General features: G+C 74.5%; 14 protein-coding genes. 9 read left to right on the top strand and 5 right to left on the bottom strand.

The features are described 5' to 3' along the window. From ACQZ2A_RS05015 to ACQZ2A_RS04985, 7 genes are all read left to right on the top strand, one after another. Window positions 1-1080 carry a glycosyltransferase gene (locus tag ACQZ2A_RS05015; protein WP_430207895.1) on the top strand — a complete coding sequence of 360 codons (1080 nt, stop codon included), beginning with the start codon at window positions 1-3 and terminating at the stop codon, window positions 1078-1080. Next, complete coding sequence (locus ACQZ2A_RS05010) at window positions 1077-2228, top strand: DegT/DnrJ/EryC1/StrS family aminotransferase (protein ID WP_430207892.1); 1152 nt, start codon at window positions 1077-1079, stop codon at window positions 2226-2228. Before ACQZ2A_RS05015 ends, ACQZ2A_RS05010 begins: the two co-directional genes overlap by 4 nt. Next, window positions 2225-2872: a class I SAM-dependent methyltransferase gene (locus ACQZ2A_RS05005; RefSeq protein ID WP_430207891.1), complete on the top strand. Its 648-nt coding sequence runs from the start codon at window positions 2225-2227 to the stop codon at window positions 2870-2872. Before ACQZ2A_RS05010 ends, ACQZ2A_RS05005 begins: the two co-directional genes overlap by 4 nt. 19 nt (window positions 2873-2891) lie before the next feature. Further along, a complete protein-coding gene (locus ACQZ2A_RS05000) occupies window positions 2892-4340 on the top strand; it encodes an oligosaccharide flippase family protein (RefSeq protein ID WP_430207889.1) in 1449 nt (482 codons plus the stop codon). Next, on the top strand, window positions 4333-5373 hold the full coding sequence (locus ACQZ2A_RS04995; RefSeq protein WP_430207886.1) for a glycosyltransferase: 1041 nt from the start codon (window positions 4333-4335) through the stop codon (window positions 5371-5373). The genes ACQZ2A_RS05000 and ACQZ2A_RS04995 overlap by 8 nt, the downstream gene beginning before the upstream one ends. Beyond that, window positions 5366-6010 carry an acetyltransferase gene (locus ACQZ2A_RS04990; protein ID WP_430207883.1) on the top strand — a complete coding sequence of 215 codons (645 nt, stop codon included), beginning with the start codon at window positions 5366-5368 and terminating at the stop codon, window positions 6008-6010. The genes ACQZ2A_RS04995 and ACQZ2A_RS04990 overlap by 8 nt, the downstream gene beginning before the upstream one ends. A 129-nt stretch (window positions 6011-6139) precedes the next feature. Further along, on the top strand, window positions 6140-7585 hold the full coding sequence (locus tag ACQZ2A_RS04985) for a hypothetical protein (protein ID WP_430207881.1): 1446 nt from the start codon (window positions 6140-6142) through the stop codon (window positions 7583-7585). A 63-nt stretch (window positions 7586-7648) separates the two neighbouring features. On the opposite strand, the gene ahcY is transcribed toward ACQZ2A_RS04985, so the two are convergent. Both ahcY and ACQZ2A_RS04975 read right to left on the bottom strand, forming a co-directional pair. Next, window positions 7649-9097, bottom strand: coding sequence for an adenosylhomocysteinase (ahcY, locus tag ACQZ2A_RS04980; RefSeq protein ID WP_430207879.1), 1449 nt, complete (start codon window positions 9095-9097; stop codon window positions 7649-7651). A gap of 158 nt (window positions 9098-9255) precedes the next feature. Continuing rightward, complete coding sequence (locus ACQZ2A_RS04975; RefSeq protein ID WP_430207878.1) at window positions 9256-10272, bottom strand: cation diffusion facilitator family transporter; 1017 nt, start codon at window positions 10270-10272, stop codon at window positions 9256-9258. A 42-nt stretch (window positions 10273-10314) separates the two neighbouring features. Between ACQZ2A_RS04975 and ACQZ2A_RS04970 the strand changes: the two genes are divergently transcribed. Then, window positions 10315-10851: a YbaK/EbsC family protein gene (locus ACQZ2A_RS04970; protein ID WP_430207876.1), complete on the top strand. Its 537-nt coding sequence runs from the start codon at window positions 10315-10317 to the stop codon at window positions 10849-10851. A gap of 13 nt (window positions 10852-10864) precedes the next feature. On the opposite strand, the gene ACQZ2A_RS04965 is transcribed toward ACQZ2A_RS04970, so the two are convergent. Continuing rightward, window positions 10865-12016, bottom strand: a complete 1152-nt coding sequence (locus tag ACQZ2A_RS04965; RefSeq protein ID WP_430207874.1) for an SIS domain-containing protein — start codon at window positions 12014-12016, stop codon at window positions 10865-10867. A gap of 47 nt (window positions 12017-12063) precedes the next feature. After that, entirely contained in the window at window positions 12064-12270 is a 207-nt protein-coding gene (locus ACQZ2A_RS04960) for a Trm112 family protein (RefSeq protein WP_430207872.1), read from the bottom strand. 147 nt (window positions 12271-12417) lie between these two features. Here ACQZ2A_RS04960 and ACQZ2A_RS04955 point away from each other — a divergent pair, with 147 nt between their 5' ends. After that, window positions 12418-15417 carry a BTAD domain-containing putative transcriptional regulator gene (locus ACQZ2A_RS04955; RefSeq protein ID WP_430207870.1) on the top strand — a complete coding sequence of 1000 codons (3000 nt, stop codon included), beginning with the start codon at window positions 12418-12420 and terminating at the stop codon, window positions 15415-15417. A gap of 25 nt (window positions 15418-15442) precedes the next feature. Here the strand turns inward: ACQZ2A_RS04955 and ACQZ2A_RS04950 are convergent, their stop codons facing one another. Continuing rightward, complete coding sequence (locus ACQZ2A_RS04950) at window positions 15443-16876, bottom strand: phosphomannomutase/phosphoglucomutase (RefSeq protein ID WP_430207868.1); 1434 nt, start codon at window positions 16874-16876, stop codon at window positions 15443-15445. Window positions 16877-16925: the final 49 nt, after the last annotated feature.

The following is a 16925-nucleotide window of genomic DNA, read 5'->3' as shown; positions in this document are numbered from 1 at the left end:
GTGTCACAGCGACCCGGTGTCGTCGTCCTCGCGGCGTACCGGCCCGACCCCGTCCTGTTCACCCGCCAGCTGGTGTCCGTCGCGGAGCAGACCCGCACGGACTTCCGTTGTCTCGTCGGGGCCGACGGTGGGCAGGCGGAGGTGCGTCGGCTCGTCGCGGAGGCGGTCGGCGACGACCCCCGCTTCGAGGTCCTCGGATGGGACGACAACCTCGGCTTCTACCTGAACTTCGAGCGGCTGCTCGCCGCGGTGCCCGAGGACGCAGGATGGGTGGCGCTCTGCGACCAGGACGACCGGTGGTACCCCGACAAGCTCGACCGGCTCCTCCCCCTTCTCGACGACGCCGACCTCGTCACCGGGCAGGCCCGGGTGGTCTCCTGGCCCAGCGGGGAGGTCCTCCTCGAGCGCACCGGCCGCTGCGTCGTCGAGGCGGACGACCTGCTGTTCCAGAATCAGGTGACGGGGGCCTTCACCGTCGTGCGCAGGCAGCTCCTCGACATCGCCCTCCCGTTCCCGCGCCTGCACACGGTGACCCAGCTGCACGATCACTGGCTCGCCCTGTGCGCGGTGACGACCGGCCGCTACACCGTCCTTGACGAGGCGGTGCAGGACTACGTACAGCACGGTGGGAACCAAGTGGGGGAGATCGCGACCCACCGGGGCTGGACACCTGCGCGGTTCCTCCGCCGCGTCATCGAGCTGGGTGACACCTACGAGGGGGGCCACTCGCTCGTCCAGTGCGCCCGCGCCTGCCAGGTGCAGTCGTTCGAGTGGCGCCGCCTGGTGCTGGACACGCTGCGGGGGCGAGTCGGGGTCCTCCCCGAGTCCCTCGAGCGGGAGTGGGGCCGTCTCGCTCCGGCCGCATCCGCGTGGGCCGTGGGGGCGCAGCTCTGGCGAGCGACCCGGTCACCCGACACCTCACCGTGGGTCGTGGCCACCTTCCTGCCGGGCATCCCGTACGAACTGTTCCGCCGACGCCGGGCGCGCCCGGCGGCCGGTCGGCAGACCGCGGGACCCACCTCGTCTAAGGTCGAACCCGTGACCCGAACCCGCCAGGTCGGCCGGAGCACGTCCCGATGAGCGACGCGCGTCCCCTGCACGTCGGCCGGCCGAACCTCGGCCCGCGCGAGGTCTTCGACCGCTACGTCGACCGGATCTACTCCGGTGGGTGGCTGACCAACGACGGTCCCCTCGTCCGCGAGCTCGAGGAGGAGGTCGCGGCGCGCACCGGCGTCCGGCATTGCGTCGCCATGTGCAACGGCACGGTGGCGCTCGAGATCGCCGTGCGCGCCCTCGGTCTCGAGGGCGAGGTCGTCGTTCCCGCGTTCACGTTCGTCGCGACGGCGCACGCCCTCTCCTGGCAGGGCATCCGGCCGGTCTTCGCGGACGTGGACCCGCGGACGCACACCCTGGACCCCCGCAGCGTCGAGGCCGTGATCACCCCGCGTACGACGGGCATCATCGGCGTGCACCTGTGGGGACGCCCGGCCGACGTCACGGGGCTGCAGGACGTCGCAGACCGGCACGGGCTGGCCCTGATGTTCGACGCCGCGCACGCCTTCGACTGCACCGCCGGGGGCCGCCCGGTCGGCGGCGCCGGCCGGGTCGAGGTCTTCAGCTTCCACGCGACGAAGTTCTTCAACACCTTCGAGGGCGGCGCGCTCGTCACCAACGACGACGAGCTCGCGCACACGGCCCGGCTGATGCGCAACTTCGGGTTCGCGGGGTACGACACGGTCGTCCACCCCGGCACGAACGGGAAGATGTCGGAGATTGCGGCGGCCATGGGACTGACGAACCTGCCCGGTCTCGATGCGCTCATCGACGCCAACCGCGCTGTGCACGAGTCCTACTCGCGAGCGCTCGCGGACATTCCGGGGGTCGAGGTCCTACAGCCCGACCCGCTCGAGCGCAGCAACTTCCAGTACGTCGTCGCGGTGGTCGAGGACGGTGCGGAGGCGAGGGATCGTGCCGTCGCCGCACTGCACGCCGAGGGCGTCCTCGCACGCCGCTATTTCTGGCCAGGGGTCCACCGCATGCAGCCGTACGCCTCCTGGGATGGTCCGGCGCCGTCGGTTCCGGTCACGGAGTGGGTCGCAGACCGGGTCGTCGTCCTCCCGGCCGGTCCGGGGGTGACCCCCGACGACGTCAGCACCGTACGGCGCGTGATCGCGAGCGCCGTGGACGGTGCGCCCACCCCCGACCGACCCGCCGCGGCGCGACGATGAGCACCCGGTCGCGCATCGCCGCCGACGCCATCGAGCAGGCCGTCTGGCGCGCACGCGCCCTCCCCGTGCGGGCCGGCTCGTTGCTCGCCCCCGGAACCATGGTCCGGCGGGCCACCGGCGCCCGTAAGGTCCACCTCGGCTGCGGACCGCACCTTCTCGACGGCTGGGCCAACCTCGACATGGGCGGCCCACCCGGTGTCGTCCGCTTCGATCTCAGCCGGCCCCTGCCCTTCCCCACCGGAGGGCTCGTTCGTATCTACACCGAGCACTTCGTCGAGCACCTACGACGCGAGCAGGTCGAGGCCCTCTTCCGCGAGTGCGCACGCACGCTGGCCCCGGACGGTGTCCTGCGCGTCAGCACGCCCGATCTTCGGGTCCTCGTGGCGGCCTACCTCGAGGGGCGGACCGGCGACTGGTCGGACATGCAGTGGACCCCGGCCTCTGCGTGCGACCTCCTCAACGAGGGGATGCGCCTCTGGGGGCACCTCTACGTCTGGGACGAGGAGCAGCTCACCGCGTCGCTGCTCACCGCCGGCTTCTCCCGGGTCGAGCGGGTCCGGTGGCGCGAGAGCGAGCACGAGGACCTGCGCGGTCTCGAGAGCCGTCCCGACCACGACGACCTCATCGTCGAGGCCCGCCCGTGAGGGGTGGCGTGACGCGGGGATGAGCCGTCGGGTCGCCTTCGTCGCCACCGTGGGTAGCGGGGCCGAGCTCGTGGTCCGCCAAGGCGGCCAGTTCGTCATCCTCCTCGTCCTCGCGCGGCTGGCCACGCCCGCCGACTTCGGCACCGTGGCGCTGCTCGGCGTCGTCGTCGGCGTCGCGGTCGTCGTCGCGGACGCCGGTCTCACCACCGCCCTGCTCCAGGCGCCGGAGGTCTCCGACGCGGACCTCGACACCGCCTTCTGGACGACCGTGGCCGCCGGCTCGGCCCTCACCGTCCTCGGCGTCGCGGCCGCCGCTCCGCTCGCCTCCGCCGTCGGCCGACCCGCCCTCGGGGGCACGGCCGCGCTGCTCTCCGTCGCTGTGCTCGGCTCGGCGGTGGGCCTCGTGCCGTCGGCGGTCCTCGTGCGCCGCAGGGCGTTCGGCCGCCTCTTGGTCTCCGGCGCCGTCGGCGTGCTGCTCGGCGGAGGCATCGCGGTGGTGGTCGCTGCCGTTGGCCGGCCGTTGCTCGGGCTGGCCCTGCTCGCGGTCCTCGTGCCGTGCACGACCGGAGTGCTCACCCTCATCCTCAGCGGGCTGCGTCCACGGCTGCGCTGGGAGCGGGCCTCAGCGACCCGGCTGCTCGGTGCGGGGCGCTGGGTACTCGCGGCGAACGTCCTCGACGCCACCTTCCTGAGAGTCCAGGTCGTCGTCCTCGGTGCACTGTTCGGGCCGGCGGCGCTCGGGCGCTACCAGCGCGCAGACTCGACCCAGCAGATCGCTGCGGACACGACCTCGACGGTCGTCGGCCGCGTCGCACTCCCCCTCTTCGCCGCGTCCGCGCACCGTCCCGACCTCGTCCGAGCGGGGTACCTCACGGGCGTCCGGTCCGTCACGGCGGTCACTGCGCCGGTCATGGCTCTGCTCGCCGCGCTCTCGACGCCGGTGCTCGAGACGGTCTTCGGCGCCCAGTGGTCAGGGGCCGGTCCGTTGCTCTCGGTGCTCGCCGTGAGCGGCCTGCTGTACCCGCTGCACAGCATGGCCATCAACGTGCTCTACGCGATGTCGCTGAACCACAGGGTGTTCCGCATCGACGTTGTCAAAAAGGTCCTGGCCCTCGCCGCCCTGGCCGTCGGTGCAACCTTCGGGGTCACCGGGGTGGCGTGGGCCCAGGTGGCTTTCAGTGTCGCGGCGCTCGTCGTCAACGGACTGGCCGTCCGCGCCGCGGTCGACCTGGCGCTGGGCGACCAGGTGCGCTCGGCCGCGGCTCCCGCGGCCGTCGCCGTCGCCGTCGGGGTGGGGGTCCATCTGGTGGCCCGCGCCTGGGAACCGGCAGCCTGGGTCGAGGTCCTCGTGCTCGGGGCCTCCGGTGCGCTCCTCTACCTCGTCGGTGCGGTGGTGCTGCGCGTCGGCGCGGTCACCGACCTGCTCGCCCTCGCACGTCGCCCCGCTCAGGAGGTCGCCGGTGCCTGACGACGCCCCGGTGGACGTGAGCGTGCTCGTCCCCGCCTACAACCACGAGCCGTACGTCGAGGCGTGCCTGGACAGCGTCCTCGCCCAGCGCTTCGACGGGACGCTCGAGGTCGTCGTCGGCGAGGACCACTCACCCGACGGCACCCTCGCCGTCGTCCGCTCGGTTGCCGCCCGAGACCCGAGGGTCCGGGTCGTCACCGACGATCGCAACGTGGGAATGCACGCCAACAACAGCCGGCTGCTCCGGGCAGCGCGCGGACGGTACGTCGCGTACTGCGAGGGGGACGACCTCTGGCACGATCCGACGAAGCTGCAGCAGCAGGTCGCACATCTCGAGGCGCACCCGGAGCTGTCCGGGGTGCACTCCGACGTCGACCACCTCGTGGGGACGCGCCGGGGGTGGGTCCGCCGCGTCGGCGTCTGGTCCGCCGCCGCTCCCGACCGGCGGCCGGTCACCACGCTCGAGGACCTGTTGCGCCGCAACGTCGTCCAGACCTGTTCCGTCGTGATGCGACGCGAGGCCATCGTCGACTACCCGGATTCCGCCCTAGCAGCCGCCACCTACGCGGTCGAGGACTGGCCGATGTTCCTCCACGCCACCTCCCGCGGTCCGCTCGGACTGCTCGACGCCTCGCTCGCCACGTACCGCCGTGTGGAGGGCTCGGTCACCAACGCCGGTGCCGACGCCAACCATCGGAGGATCGCCGACCAGCTGCGGATGCTCACCGACGCGGCTGCGCTCCACCCGGACCTTGCCGCCGCCGCGCAAGAGGGCCTGACCCGTACCGTCGACGACCTCGTGCTCCACGCCGTCCTCGCCGGCCGCCGCGACCTGCTGCAGCGCGCCCTGGTCGCCGCCGATGAGCGCCTCCGAAACCCGACCGCCAGCACCCGCGCGGGCCGGGTGCTCGCCGCCGTGCCCGGGCTGCTCGCCTTCGTCGCCGCCACAGGACGGATGGTGCTGGCCGTCGCCCGGCTGCGGGCCTACCGTCGAGACGTGCGCGCCACCCCCGACGGAGGACCCGATGAGTGACCCCCTCGACCGGCTGCTGGTCTTCGGCGCAGGAGGGTTCGGCCGGGAGGTGGCCTGGCTGGCTCGCCTCGCGCACCCGGGTGTCGAGCTGACCTTCGTCGTCGACAGGCCCGAGTACGCCACCGGGCCGGTCGACGGCATCGAGGTGCGCCTCGTCGACGACCTCCCGGTGGGCTCGGGTATCCCCTATGTCGTCGGCATCGGCGACCCCACGGCCCGACGTCGTGTCGCCGAGGCATGCGACGCGCGGGGGCTGAGGGCCGTCCCGCTCGTGCACCCCGGTGTGGACACCTCGGGGCGCCTCGAGGTCGGCGAGGGCAGCATCCTCTGCGCCGGTGTCGTCGTGACGACCGGCATCGTCATCGGACGGCACGTGCACCTCAATCTCAACAGCACGGTCGGCCACGACTGCGTGCTCGGTGACTTCGCGACCGTCTCGCCGGGGGTCAACATCTCGGGCCAGGTGCGGCTGGGCACCGGGGCGTTCATCGGCACCGGCGCCGCGATCATCGACGGTGACGCCGGCGCTCCTCTCGTCGTCGGCGACGGCGCGGTCGTCGCCGCCTGCGCCTGCGTGACCCGCCCGGTCGAGCCGGGCGCCCTCGTCGCCGGGGTGCCGGCCGTTCGTAAACGCTGAGCGGCTCCTCCCCCTCGGCCCCTGCGGGTTCTCCCGGAACGGCCTTGGCGGCCCGGCACCCCCCGGTAGCATCGGCGCCGGGCCGACCACGGGGGACGGCGGCGGTCGGTCACCGGGGAGGGGTCGTCGATGTCTGACGTGGTGGCGCGGCGTGCCGAGGGGTGGGGACCGCGAGGCCTGCTGTGGGCGCTCGCCCCGGTCCTCCTCGCCGTCCCGCTCCTCCTCGCGCCGCTGCGCGCGCCGGTCGCCGGCTCGGACGAGGGGCTGCTGCTCGTGCACCCCGACTCGGTCGCTCGCGGCCAGGTGGCCCACCGTGACTTCGCCACCGTCTACGGACCGATGACCTACTGGGTGCTCGCCGCCGCGTACCGGGTGTTCGGGGACGACCTCGTCGTCGAGCGCTCGGTCGGGGTCGCCTACCGGGTCGTCATCGCCCTCGCCGTCGTGCTGCTCCTGCGGCGCTGCGTCCCCCCGGTGGCGGCGTCGTCGGCCGGGCTGGCCTCGGTGGTCCTCGCATCGGTCCACGCCCCCCTCGCGTACGCGTACCACGGTGCGGTGGCCGCCGTCCTCACCGGCCTGGTGCTCCTCACGTCGGACCGGACCGTGGCCCGCGCCCTCGGCGGCGTGGCCATCGGCCTGGCCGCCTCCTTCAGGCCGGAGATGGGGCTGCTGGGCCTCGCGGCCGTGCCGCTGCTGCGCGGCCGCGCCCTCGGTCCCCCGGTGCTCGGCTGGGTGCTCGGGCTCGCACCGCTCGTGGGGCACCTGGTGGTCGGGGGCCGGAGCGTCCTGGACGACGTCGTCCTCGGCCGGGCGGGCGTCAACTCGCAGGTCAGGCCGCTCAGCGCGCTCCTCGTCTCCGCCGCCGTGGTCCTCGTGGGAGTGGCGGCGCTCCTGTGGCTGCACGGCCGTCGCGCCGGAGACCCTGCCGTCCGCGCCCTGGGGGTCCTCGGCGTCCTGCTCGTGCCGAACATGGTGCAGCGCCTCGACATCCCGCACGTGATGTGGCCGGCATCGGTCGTGCTCGCCGCCGGGACCGCGGTCCTCGTGGCCCGCGTGCCGTGGCTGCGGGCCGGTCCGCTGCGCTGGGTCCCGGGACTGTCCGCTGCCGGGCTCGCCGCCGTGCTGGGCGTCCCGGCGCTCCTGCAGGCCGCGCCGGTCGTGCACCACGACGGCCGCTCGATCCACGTCGCGCCCGCCCAGGTCGGGCCGGTGCAGCAGGTCCTCCGGACGGTCGACGAGGTCAGCGGGCCCTCCGACGTGGTGTTCGTCGGCGCGCAGGACCTCAGCCAGCCGGTGCTGCCCTCGAGCTGGCTCTACCACCTCCTCCCGGCCCACCCCCGTCCGTTCCGCTACGAGGAGTTCCTCCCCGGCCGCACGGAGCAGCACGGGTCGGGGCTGGTCGAGGACCTGCGCGCGTCCGACGTCCTCGTGCTCGAGGACCTGGACGAGCTGGGGACCCGGCTGGCGCCGTACGTCCCCCGCGGGCCCGAGGCGGCCAACGACGTCGTCCGGCGCGAGTTCCGCCCGGTCGCACGGCACGGCGACACGCTGGTCCTCGTGCGTCGGGACCGCTGACCCCCGGACGCGGCGAGGGCCGCCCGGACGTGTCCGGACGGCCCTCGCGTGCGCGGGTGCTGCTCAGTAGCGGTAGTGCTCCGGCTTGTACGGGCCGGCCACGTCGACACCGAGGTACTCGGCCTGCTCCTTGGTGAGCTCGGTGAGCTCGACCCCGAGGGCCTCGAGGTGCAGCTCGGCGACCTTCTCGTCGAGGTGCTTCGGGAGGGTCTTGACCTCCGGCCTGCCCTCCTCGTCGACGTACTCGTCGGTCTTCGAGAACAGCTCGATCTGGGCGATCGTCTGGTTCGAGAACGAGTTCGACATGACGAACGAGGGGTGGCCGGTGGCGTTGCCGAGGTTCATCAGGCGGCCCTCGGACAGGACGATGATCGAGTCGCCGTCCTCGAAGGTCCACTCGTGCACCTGCGGCTTGATCTCCTGCTTGGCGATGCCGGGGACCTTCGCGAGGCCGGCCATGTCGATCTCGTTGTCGAAGTGGCCGATGTTGGCGAGGATCGCCTTGTTCTTCATCTGCTGCATGTGCTCGGCGGTGACGACGTTGAAGCAGCCCGTCGAGGTGACGACGATGTCGGCCTGGTCGACGACGTTCTCGAGCTTGGCGACCTGGTAGCCGTCCATCGCGGCCTGGAGCGCGCAGATCGGGTCGATCTCGGTGACGATGACGCGGGCGCCCTGGCCGCGCAGCGACTCGGCGCAGCCCTTGCCCACGTCGCCGTACCCGGCGACGACGGCGACCTTGCCGCCGATGAGGACGTCGGTGGCGCGGTTGAGGCCGTCGATGAGCGAGTGGCGGCAGCCGTACTTGTTGTCGAACTTGCTCTTGGTGACCGAGTCGTTGACGTTGATCGCCGGGAAGAGCAGCTCGCCGGCCTCGGCCAGCTGGTAGAGGCGGTGGACGCCGGTCGTGGTCTCCTCGGTGACGCCCTTGATCTCGGCGGCGACCGTGGTCCACTTCTGCGGGTCCTGCGCCATCGTGCGCCGGACGAGGGCCTTGAAGACGCCGAACTCCTCGGTGTCCTCCTCGGTGGTGGGGGGCACCTGGCCGGCGGCCTCCCACTCCTTGCCCTTGTGGACGAGCATCGTGGCGTCGCCGCCGTCGTCGAGGATCATGTTGGCGCCCTGGCCACCCGGCCAGGTGAGGATCTGCTCGGTGCAGTCCCAGTACTCCTCGAGGGTCTCGCCCTTCCAGGCGAACACCGGGACGCCCTGCGGGTCCTCGGGGGTGCCCTTCCCGACGACGATGGCCGCGGCGGCCTCGTCCTGCGTGGAGTAGATGTTGCAGGAGGCCCAGCGGACCTCGGCGCCGAGCGCGGTGAGCGTCTCGATGAGCACCGCGGTCTGCACGGTCATGTGCAGCGAGCCGGCGATGCGCGCGCCCTTGAGCGGCTGGGCGTCGCCGAACTCGGCGCGCAGGGACATCAGGCCGGGCATCTCGTGCTCGGCGAGGCGGATCTGGTGGCGACCGGACTCGGCGAGCGAGAGGTCGCGGACCTTGTGGTCAACGGACATGCGTGAGCTCCTCGGAGACATCGTGTGTACGAGTTGACCGGCGTCGCCCATCTGGGCCGCGCAGTGCGAGGGTCATCACCCAGGCCGGTAGTGCGTCGATCAGGATACCAAGCGGGGCGTTGCGCACCCAACCGCCGGCGCCCCGGTTCGACACGCGCTCAGCCGCGGGAGGCGTCCTCGACGGCCGACTCCTGGCGGTCGGCGCTCCGGCCCGGCCCGTCGACGCTGGGGGTGCCGGGGGCCTGGTCCAGGTCGGGCTCGAGGTAGATCACGAGCTTGAGCTGCGGCACGCTCTCGCGGGCGGCGCGCTCGGCCTCGTTGATGGCCGCGATGACCTCGGCCGCGCTGTCGGTCTCCCCCACCGCGAGCTTGGCCGCCACCAGCAGCTCGTCGGGGCCGAGGTGCATCGTCCGGCTGTTGATGACGCGGTCCACGACCTCCGGGGACTCCAGCGCGGCGAGGATGCCCTTGCGGACCGGCTCGGAAGCGGACTCGCCGACCAGCAGCGAGCTCATCTCGACGGCGAGCACGGCGGCGAGGACGACCAGGAGCAGGCCGATGGCGCCCGACCCGAGTCCGTCGAAGACCGGGTTGGCGGTGACCAGGGTGAGGCCGACGCCGGCGAGCGCGAACCCGAGGCCGATGATCGCGCCGAAGTCCTCGAGGAGGACCACCGGCAGCTCCGGCGACTTGGTCGTGCGGATGAAGCGCACCCACGAGCGGCCCCGGCGGATGGCGTTGGACTCGCGCACGGCGGTGCGCAGGCTGAACCCCTCGAGCACCATCGCGACCAGCAGGACGACGACGGGGACCCACCACCAGCGCGACTCGAACGGGTCGTAGTCGGTCTCCTGCGAGGCCTCCCGGATCTTCTCGTACGCCTCGTAGAGGGCGAAGACGCCACCGAGGACGAAGAGCATGATCGCGACGATGAACGAGTAGACGTAGCGCTGCTGGCCGAAGCCGAAGGGGTGCTCGAGCGTGGCCTCGCGGCGGGCCCGCTTGCTGCCGACGAGGAGCAGCACCTGGTTGCCGGTGTCGGCGAGCGAGTGCACGGACTCGGCGAGCATCGAGGAGAACCCGGTGAGGAGGAAGGCCACGAACTTTGTGACCGCCACGCCGAGGTTGGCCAGCAGGGCCGCCAGGATCGCCGCACGTCCGCCTTCGCTCGCCATGGGGCCGATCCTAGGGACCGCCGGTCGGCTAGCGTCGGCCGCATGCCGAGCTCTCGCGGAACCCTCGACTGGTCCCCCGCCGCCGGGCGCGCCGAGCTGCTCGCGCCGCCCGTCGCCGCCGTCGTCGGCGCTGTGCCGGGCGCGCTCGTCGCTCCCATCGACCCCGACGTCGCCGACACCGCCGCGTTCTGCGAGACCTACGACGTCGCCCTCGCCGCGAGCGCCAACTGCGTCGTCGTCGCGGGGAAGCGGGCGGGCGTCGTCACGTACGCGGCCGTCATGGTGCTCGCCACCGAGCGGGCCGACGTCAACGGCGCGGTCCGCCGCCACCTCGACGTCCGCAAGATCTCCTTCGCGCCGATGGACGACGCCGTGGGTCTCACCGGGATGGAGTACGGCGGGATCACGCCCGTCGGCCTGCCCGACGACTGGCCCGTGCTGGTCGACGAGCGCGTCGTGGCGGCCGGCGAGGTGGTCGTCGGGAGCGGGCTGCGGCGCAGCAAGCTGCTGGTGACGGGTGCGGACCTGCTGGCGCTGCCGGGTGCGCAGGCCCTGGCCCTCGCCCAGCCGGCGGGCTGACGCGCGCGGTCGCTCAGGAGGTGCGGTCGCGCAGGTCGGTGACGTGCCGCGAGACGCTGGGGTCGAGGCCCAGGCCGAGGGCCAGGTAGGTGGCCGCGAAGTCGGTCAGGCCGATGAGCGAGGCGAGCCGCTCGACGGGGTGGCCGGCCCGCGCCTCCTGCTCGAGGACCACCGCGCCCGAGGCCCGCGCCGCCTCGACCACGGCCTCGGCGAGGGAGGCGCCGGCGGGCTCGAGGGCGGGGTCGCGCAGCGCGAGCAGGCCGAGCCGGGGCACGGCCGGACCGTCGAGGTAGGGGTCGGCGAAGATGTCCCCTCCGCTGCCGCGATGGTCGCCGAGGCCGCTGCCGAAGGGGCCGTCGAGCGTGGCGACGACGGAGGCGGCGGCATCGGGCAGGGCGCCGTGGGTGGCCGGCACACGGGCCGTCCGCGACAGCATCTGGGCGGCGCGGCAGGCGGCGACCCCGGTGAGGGCACCGTCGCCGAGCACGACGGGCACCGTGCCGTCGAGGCCGGTGGCGAGGACCTTGGCGGGGTTGACGAAGGACTCCGAGGACGGCCGGCACTCCTCGGCGACCTCGTCGAGGACGTCGGCGACGGACTCGAGGACCGTGCGCGAGCAGGCCGCCAGCCCGAGGGTGTCGGCGGCCAGGAGCACCGGCGTGAGCAGCGACCACAGCGCGGTGCGGGAGGACGGCGCCGGCAGCGCGACGTCGACGTGGACCCCTCGGGCCCGGGCCGCGACCTCGGCGAGCGGTGAGTCGGCGGCGCCCACGGTGAGCAGCGAGGCCCCACGCCGGGCGGCCTCGGCGGCGAGCGCCAGCGGTCCGGCGGCGCGCCCCGACTGGGACACGGCGACGACGAGGTCGAGCGGCCCGACCCATCCGGGCAACGGGGCGTCGCGGCGCGCGGAGACGGGGACCGGGGAGCCCGGCTCGGCAAGCAGGTCGAGGACGTCGCCGACGACCGCGGAGCCCCCGAGGGCCGCGACGAGCACCGACCGGGGACGCTCGCCGCCCCCGACGCGCTCGATGCCGGCCTCCTCGGCGGCGACCACGGCGCGGCGCACCTGCGCCCCGGCCGAGGCCAGGGAGCGCAGCGTGTCGCGGGAGTCGAGGGCGCCGAGCGCCTCGACGTCGTCCAGCCGTGTCTCGTCGACCCACGCCATCGTGCGCAGCTCCTCGGGTCGGGGCCCGCGGGTGGCGGGCCGGGGGTTCAGGCCGGGCGGCGCGCCTCGTCGACGAGCAGGACCGGGACCCCGTCGTCGATGCGGTAGGCGAGGCCGCAGGTGTCACTGGTGCACACGAGCTCGGGGCCGGTGGGGCCGGTGTCGTCGCGCAGCTCGCTGCGGCACGCGGGGCAGCGCAGGATCTCGCGCAGCCACGGCTCGAGGTGGGAGCCGGGTCCGGCGGGCTGGCTCATGGGGTCCTCTCGGGAGGGCGACTCGGGCGCCCCGATCCTCGCACACGCGGCGCCACCGGGCAGCCCTCCCCCGGCCCGCCGTGTTGTGGGTGCCGCGGGTCCTGCCTAGGGTCGCAGGAGACGACACGAGGGGAGGCCCGGTTCCTGGTGCAGCTGCAGATCCTCGGACGGGTGTGCCTGTCCACCGATGCCGGGCCGGTGCGCCTCACCGAGCTCGAGCACGGCCTGCTCGCGCTGGCGGCACTGCGCGGGCACGTCGAGGTGGACTCGCTCGCCGAGTGGCTGTGGGACGGCGAGCCGCCCAGCTCGGTCCGCAACCGGGTGCAGGCCCTGGTCTCGGGCATCCGCCGCAAGGCCGGCGCCGGCCTGCCCGTCGTCGTCACCGACGGCCGCGGCTACCGGCTCGGGGACGGCGTGCTCGTCGACCTGGCCACCTGGACCCGCGAGGTCACCACCGCCCGCACCCGCCGCGGCACCGACGCCGACGCCGCCCTGGCCCACTACGACGCCGCCCTGGCCCTCGGTGAGGACCCGCTGCGCGGTGCGCCCGGGACGGGGGCCGTCGAGCTCGAGCGCTCCCGGCTGCTCCAGGAGCGGCTCGCGGTGGTCGAGGAGCGGCACGACACCGCCCTGGCGGCGGGGGCCCACGAGGGCCTGGTCCCCGCCCTGGAGGCCCTCTGCGCGCACCACCCGTACCACGAGCGGTTCACCGCCCTGCTGATGCGCGCCCTCGCCGCCACCGGCCGGCAGCACCGGGCCCTCGAGGTCTTCCACGAGACGCGGGTCCTGCTCGACACCGAGCTCGGGGTGCGCCCGTCCGAGGCCCTCGTCCAGGCCCAGCGCGCCGTCCTGGCCGGGTCCCCGGCCGGCTCGCCGGCGGTCCTGCGGCTGCCGGTGCCGCGGACCCTCCCCCGTCGCCCCGACGGCTTCGTCGGCCGCACGGCCGAGCTGGCCGCGGTCGTCCGGGCGGCCGACGGGCTGGCCCGCGGCCCGGTCGTCGTCGCGGTCACCGGTCTGCCGGGCTCCGGCAAGTCCGCGCTGGCCCTCGAGGCGGGGCACGCCCTGCGCGAGCACTTCCCCGACGGCACGCTCTACCACGACGGCGCGAACGCCCCGGGCGGCGTGGGCGTGGACGCGGTCGTCGCCGCCTTCCTCCCCCTCCTCGGGGTGCACCCCGAGGCGGTGCCCGCCTCGGCCCCGGCCCGCAGCGGGATGCTCCGCTCGCTCCTCGACGGGCGCCGCGTCCTCGTGGTCCTCGACAACGTCGCCGGTGAGGAGGCCGGCTCGCGGCTCGCCGACCTGCTGCCCGCCGCGCCGGGGTCGATGGCGCTGGTCACCTCGCGCCGCGCGCTCGACGCCGTGGGCACGCGGCACCGGGTCCGGCTGCCCAGCCTCGACCCCGCCTCGGCCCGCACCCTCCTCGAGGCGCTCGTCGGCCCCGACCGGGTGGCCCGCTCCCCCGAGGCGGTGGCCGACGTCGTGCGGCTCACCGGCGCGATCCCCCTCGCCCTGCGACTGGCGGCGGGTCGGGTGGCCCAGCGCCCCGACCTCGGCCTCGACGACCTCGCGGAACGGTTGCAGCGCAAGTGGTCCGGTGCCGGCGCCGACGAGATCGCCGTGCTGCACGCCAGCCTCGACCGGCTGCTGGAAGGGCTGGCCCCCGAGGCGCGGGAGGCGGTCGACGCGCTCGCCCACCTCTCCGCGGATGCGGTGAGCGGATGGGTCGTCGAGGCCGTGACGGGCGACCACGTCCTGGGGGACGCCGCCCTCGACGCGATGCTCGAGTACGGCCTCGTCGAGCCCGTCGTCCGCGAGGACCACGACACGCAGTACCGCCTCCACGACCTCGTCCGGTCGCACGTCCGCGGCCGCACCGGGCGGGGGGCCGAGCACGGCGTGGACGGCGCGGACCACCCGGCGAGCCGGCGCGAGGCCGAGGTCGTCGCCGAGGCGGCGGTCGCCCGCTCGGCGGTCTTCCTCGAGGACCGGCCCCACCGCTTCCTCCCCGTCGCCGCCCGGCCTTCGGGGCTCGCCGCACCCGACCCGCTGCCCCGCACCCGGCGCCGGTCCCGCCGCTTCTTCCGCACCGAGACACCGCTGTTCGTGGCGCTGGCCCGTTCGGTGGCCGATGTGCGGCCGGACCTGGCGTGGCGGCTCCTCGCCGACTCCGCGCTCGGCACCGACGCCTCGAGCGACCTGCACGCGTGGTTCGAGGCCGAGCGGGAGGTCGACGCCTCGCTGCGGGAGGACGACGACGGGCGGCTCGGCGCGGCCTCCCTCCTCCTCTGCCGGGCGTGGCTGCTCCAGGACCGCCGATCGGTCTCGCGCGAGGCACGCGAGCTGGCCGAGGCGGCCCGGCGCCGGCTCCTCCTGCTCGGGGCCTCGGAGGCGGCCGCGGCGGCCTCGCTCGTCAGCAGCCAGGCCTCCACCTCGCTCGGGCACCGGGCCGAGGCCGAGGCAGCGGTCCGTGCCGCCGAGTCCGTCCTGACCCGGACCGGCGACCCGAACCTGGCCGCGTGGGCGGCGATCGCGCGGGGCACGCTGCACAACGACTACGACGAGATCGAGGACGCGGCGCGCGAGTTCACCCGTGCCCGCGACATCCTCCGGAGCTCGCCGCGCACCGTCGCCTACGCCCTCGCCACCCTCGAGCTCTCCCGCTCGCGGCGGCGCACGGGAGAGCTGGCCGCCGCCACTCTGCTCGTCGACGAGGCCCTCGAGCTGCTCCTCGAGATCGAGGGCGTGCATATGTACTCGTACGCCCTCGACGCCCGGGCCGAGGTCAGCCTGGCCGCGGACCGGCCGGAGCAGGCGCTCGACGAGTCGGCCACGGCCCTGGCCCGCGCGTCCGCCGCTCGGGACGCCTTCCTCACCGCGCGGGCCCGGCGCACCCACGCGCGGGCGCTGCTGGCCCTGGGTCGCCTCGAGGACGCGGAGACCGCCCTACGCACCGTGGTCGAGGAGTTCACCGCCCTGGACCGCCCGCTGAGCGTGGCCTTCGCCTACCAGGTGCTCGCAGCCGTCCTCGACGCCCGGGGCGACCCGGTCGGGGCGAGCGAGGCGCTGCGCCTCGAGCAGGCCGCCCTACGACGCGCCACCGCCTCACGCACCGACGCGCCGCAGCGGCGCAGCCCCGGACCCGCCTGAGCCGGTCGCGGGCGGCTGCGCGGGGTCAGCTCCGCACGATGGCCAGGACGGCGTCGCGCACCCGCTCCATCGTCGCGGCGTCCGCGGCCTCGACGTTCAGCCGCAGCAGGGGCTCGGTGTTCGAGGCGCGCAGGTTGAGCCACCACATGGGGTCACCGTCGCCGCCGTCGTGCACGAGGGTCAGCCCGTCGAGCCGGTCGACCGTGACACCCTGCTGCTCGCCCCACGCGAGGACGGCCTCGGTGGCCGCAGCGGCGTCGGACACGGTCGAGTTCACCTCTCCCGAGGCCGGGTAGCGGCTGAGGTCGGCCATCAGCGCGCTGAGGGGTGCCGGCTGCTCGCCGAGCGCGGCGAGCACGTGGAGGGCGGCCAGCATCCCGGTGTCGGCGAACCAGAAGTCGCGGAAGTAGTAGTGGGCGCTGTGCTCGCCGCCGAAGACCGCACCGTGGCGGGCCATCTCGGCCTTGATGAACGAGTGGCCCACGCGGGTGCGCACGGCCCGGGCCCCGGTGGCCTCGATGACCTCGGGCACCTGGGCCGAGGTGATGACGTTGTGCACGACCGCGACGTCGGCGGCGTCGGCGCCCTCGGCCACGGCGCGCGCGACCTCGCGGCGCGCGATGAGGGCGGTGATGGCGCTGGGGCTCACCGGCTCCCCGCGCTCGTCGACGACGAAGCAGCGGTCGGCGTCACCGTCGAAGGCCAGCCCGAGGTCGGCGCCGTGCGCCACGACCGCGGCCTGGAGGTCACGCAGGTTCTCGGGCTCGAGCGGGTTCGCCTCGTGGTTCGGGAAGGTGCCGTCGAGCTCGAAGTACAGCGGCTCGACGGCGATCGGGAGCTCCGGGAGGCCGGCGCCGGTTCCGAGGACCGCGGGCACCGTGAAGCCGCCCATGCCGTTCCCGGCGTCCACGACGACCGTGAGCGGCCGGATGCCGGAGAGGTCGACGAGGCCGCGCAGGAAGCCGGCGTAGTCGGCGAGCAGGTCGCGCTCGGTCCGCGAGCCCGGCGTCGCGACGGCCTCGGGGGTGACGTCCCCGTCGAGGATGCGCTCGGCGAGGGTGCGGATGTCGGCGAGCCCGGTGTCCTGGCCGACGGGCCGAGCGGCGCTGCGGCACAGCTTGATCCCGTTGTACTGCGCCGGGTTGTGGCTGGCGGTGAACATCGCGCCGGGCAGCTCGAGCGCACCGCTGGCGTAGTAGAGGCCGTCGGTGCTGCACAGCCCGACGAGCGTGACGTCGAGGCCGCGCGAGCAGACGCCGTCGGCGAAGGCCTCGACGAGCGCCGGGCCGCTGTCACGCATGTCGTGGCCGATGACGCAGCCGGGCGCGCCGTCCGGGCCGATGACGACCTCGGCGAACGCCACACCCAGGGCGCGGGCGACCTCGGCGTCGAGCTGGTCGGGGACGGTGCCGCGCACGTCGTAGGCCTTGACGAGGTCGGCGAGGGAGCGAGCGGTCATGGCCGACGAGCCTACGGGAGACCCCGGCCCGGACAGGGGGTGGGCCGGG

Origin of the sequence: Phycicoccus avicenniae, from assembly GCF_050496545.1 — a bacterium.
GTDB lineage: Bacteria > Actinomycetota > Actinomycetes > Actinomycetales > Dermatophilaceae > Phycicoccus > Phycicoccus avicenniae_A.
The sequence above is the reverse complement of the archived record's forward strand: the minus strand, read 5'-3'. Positions and strand labels throughout refer to the sequence as shown.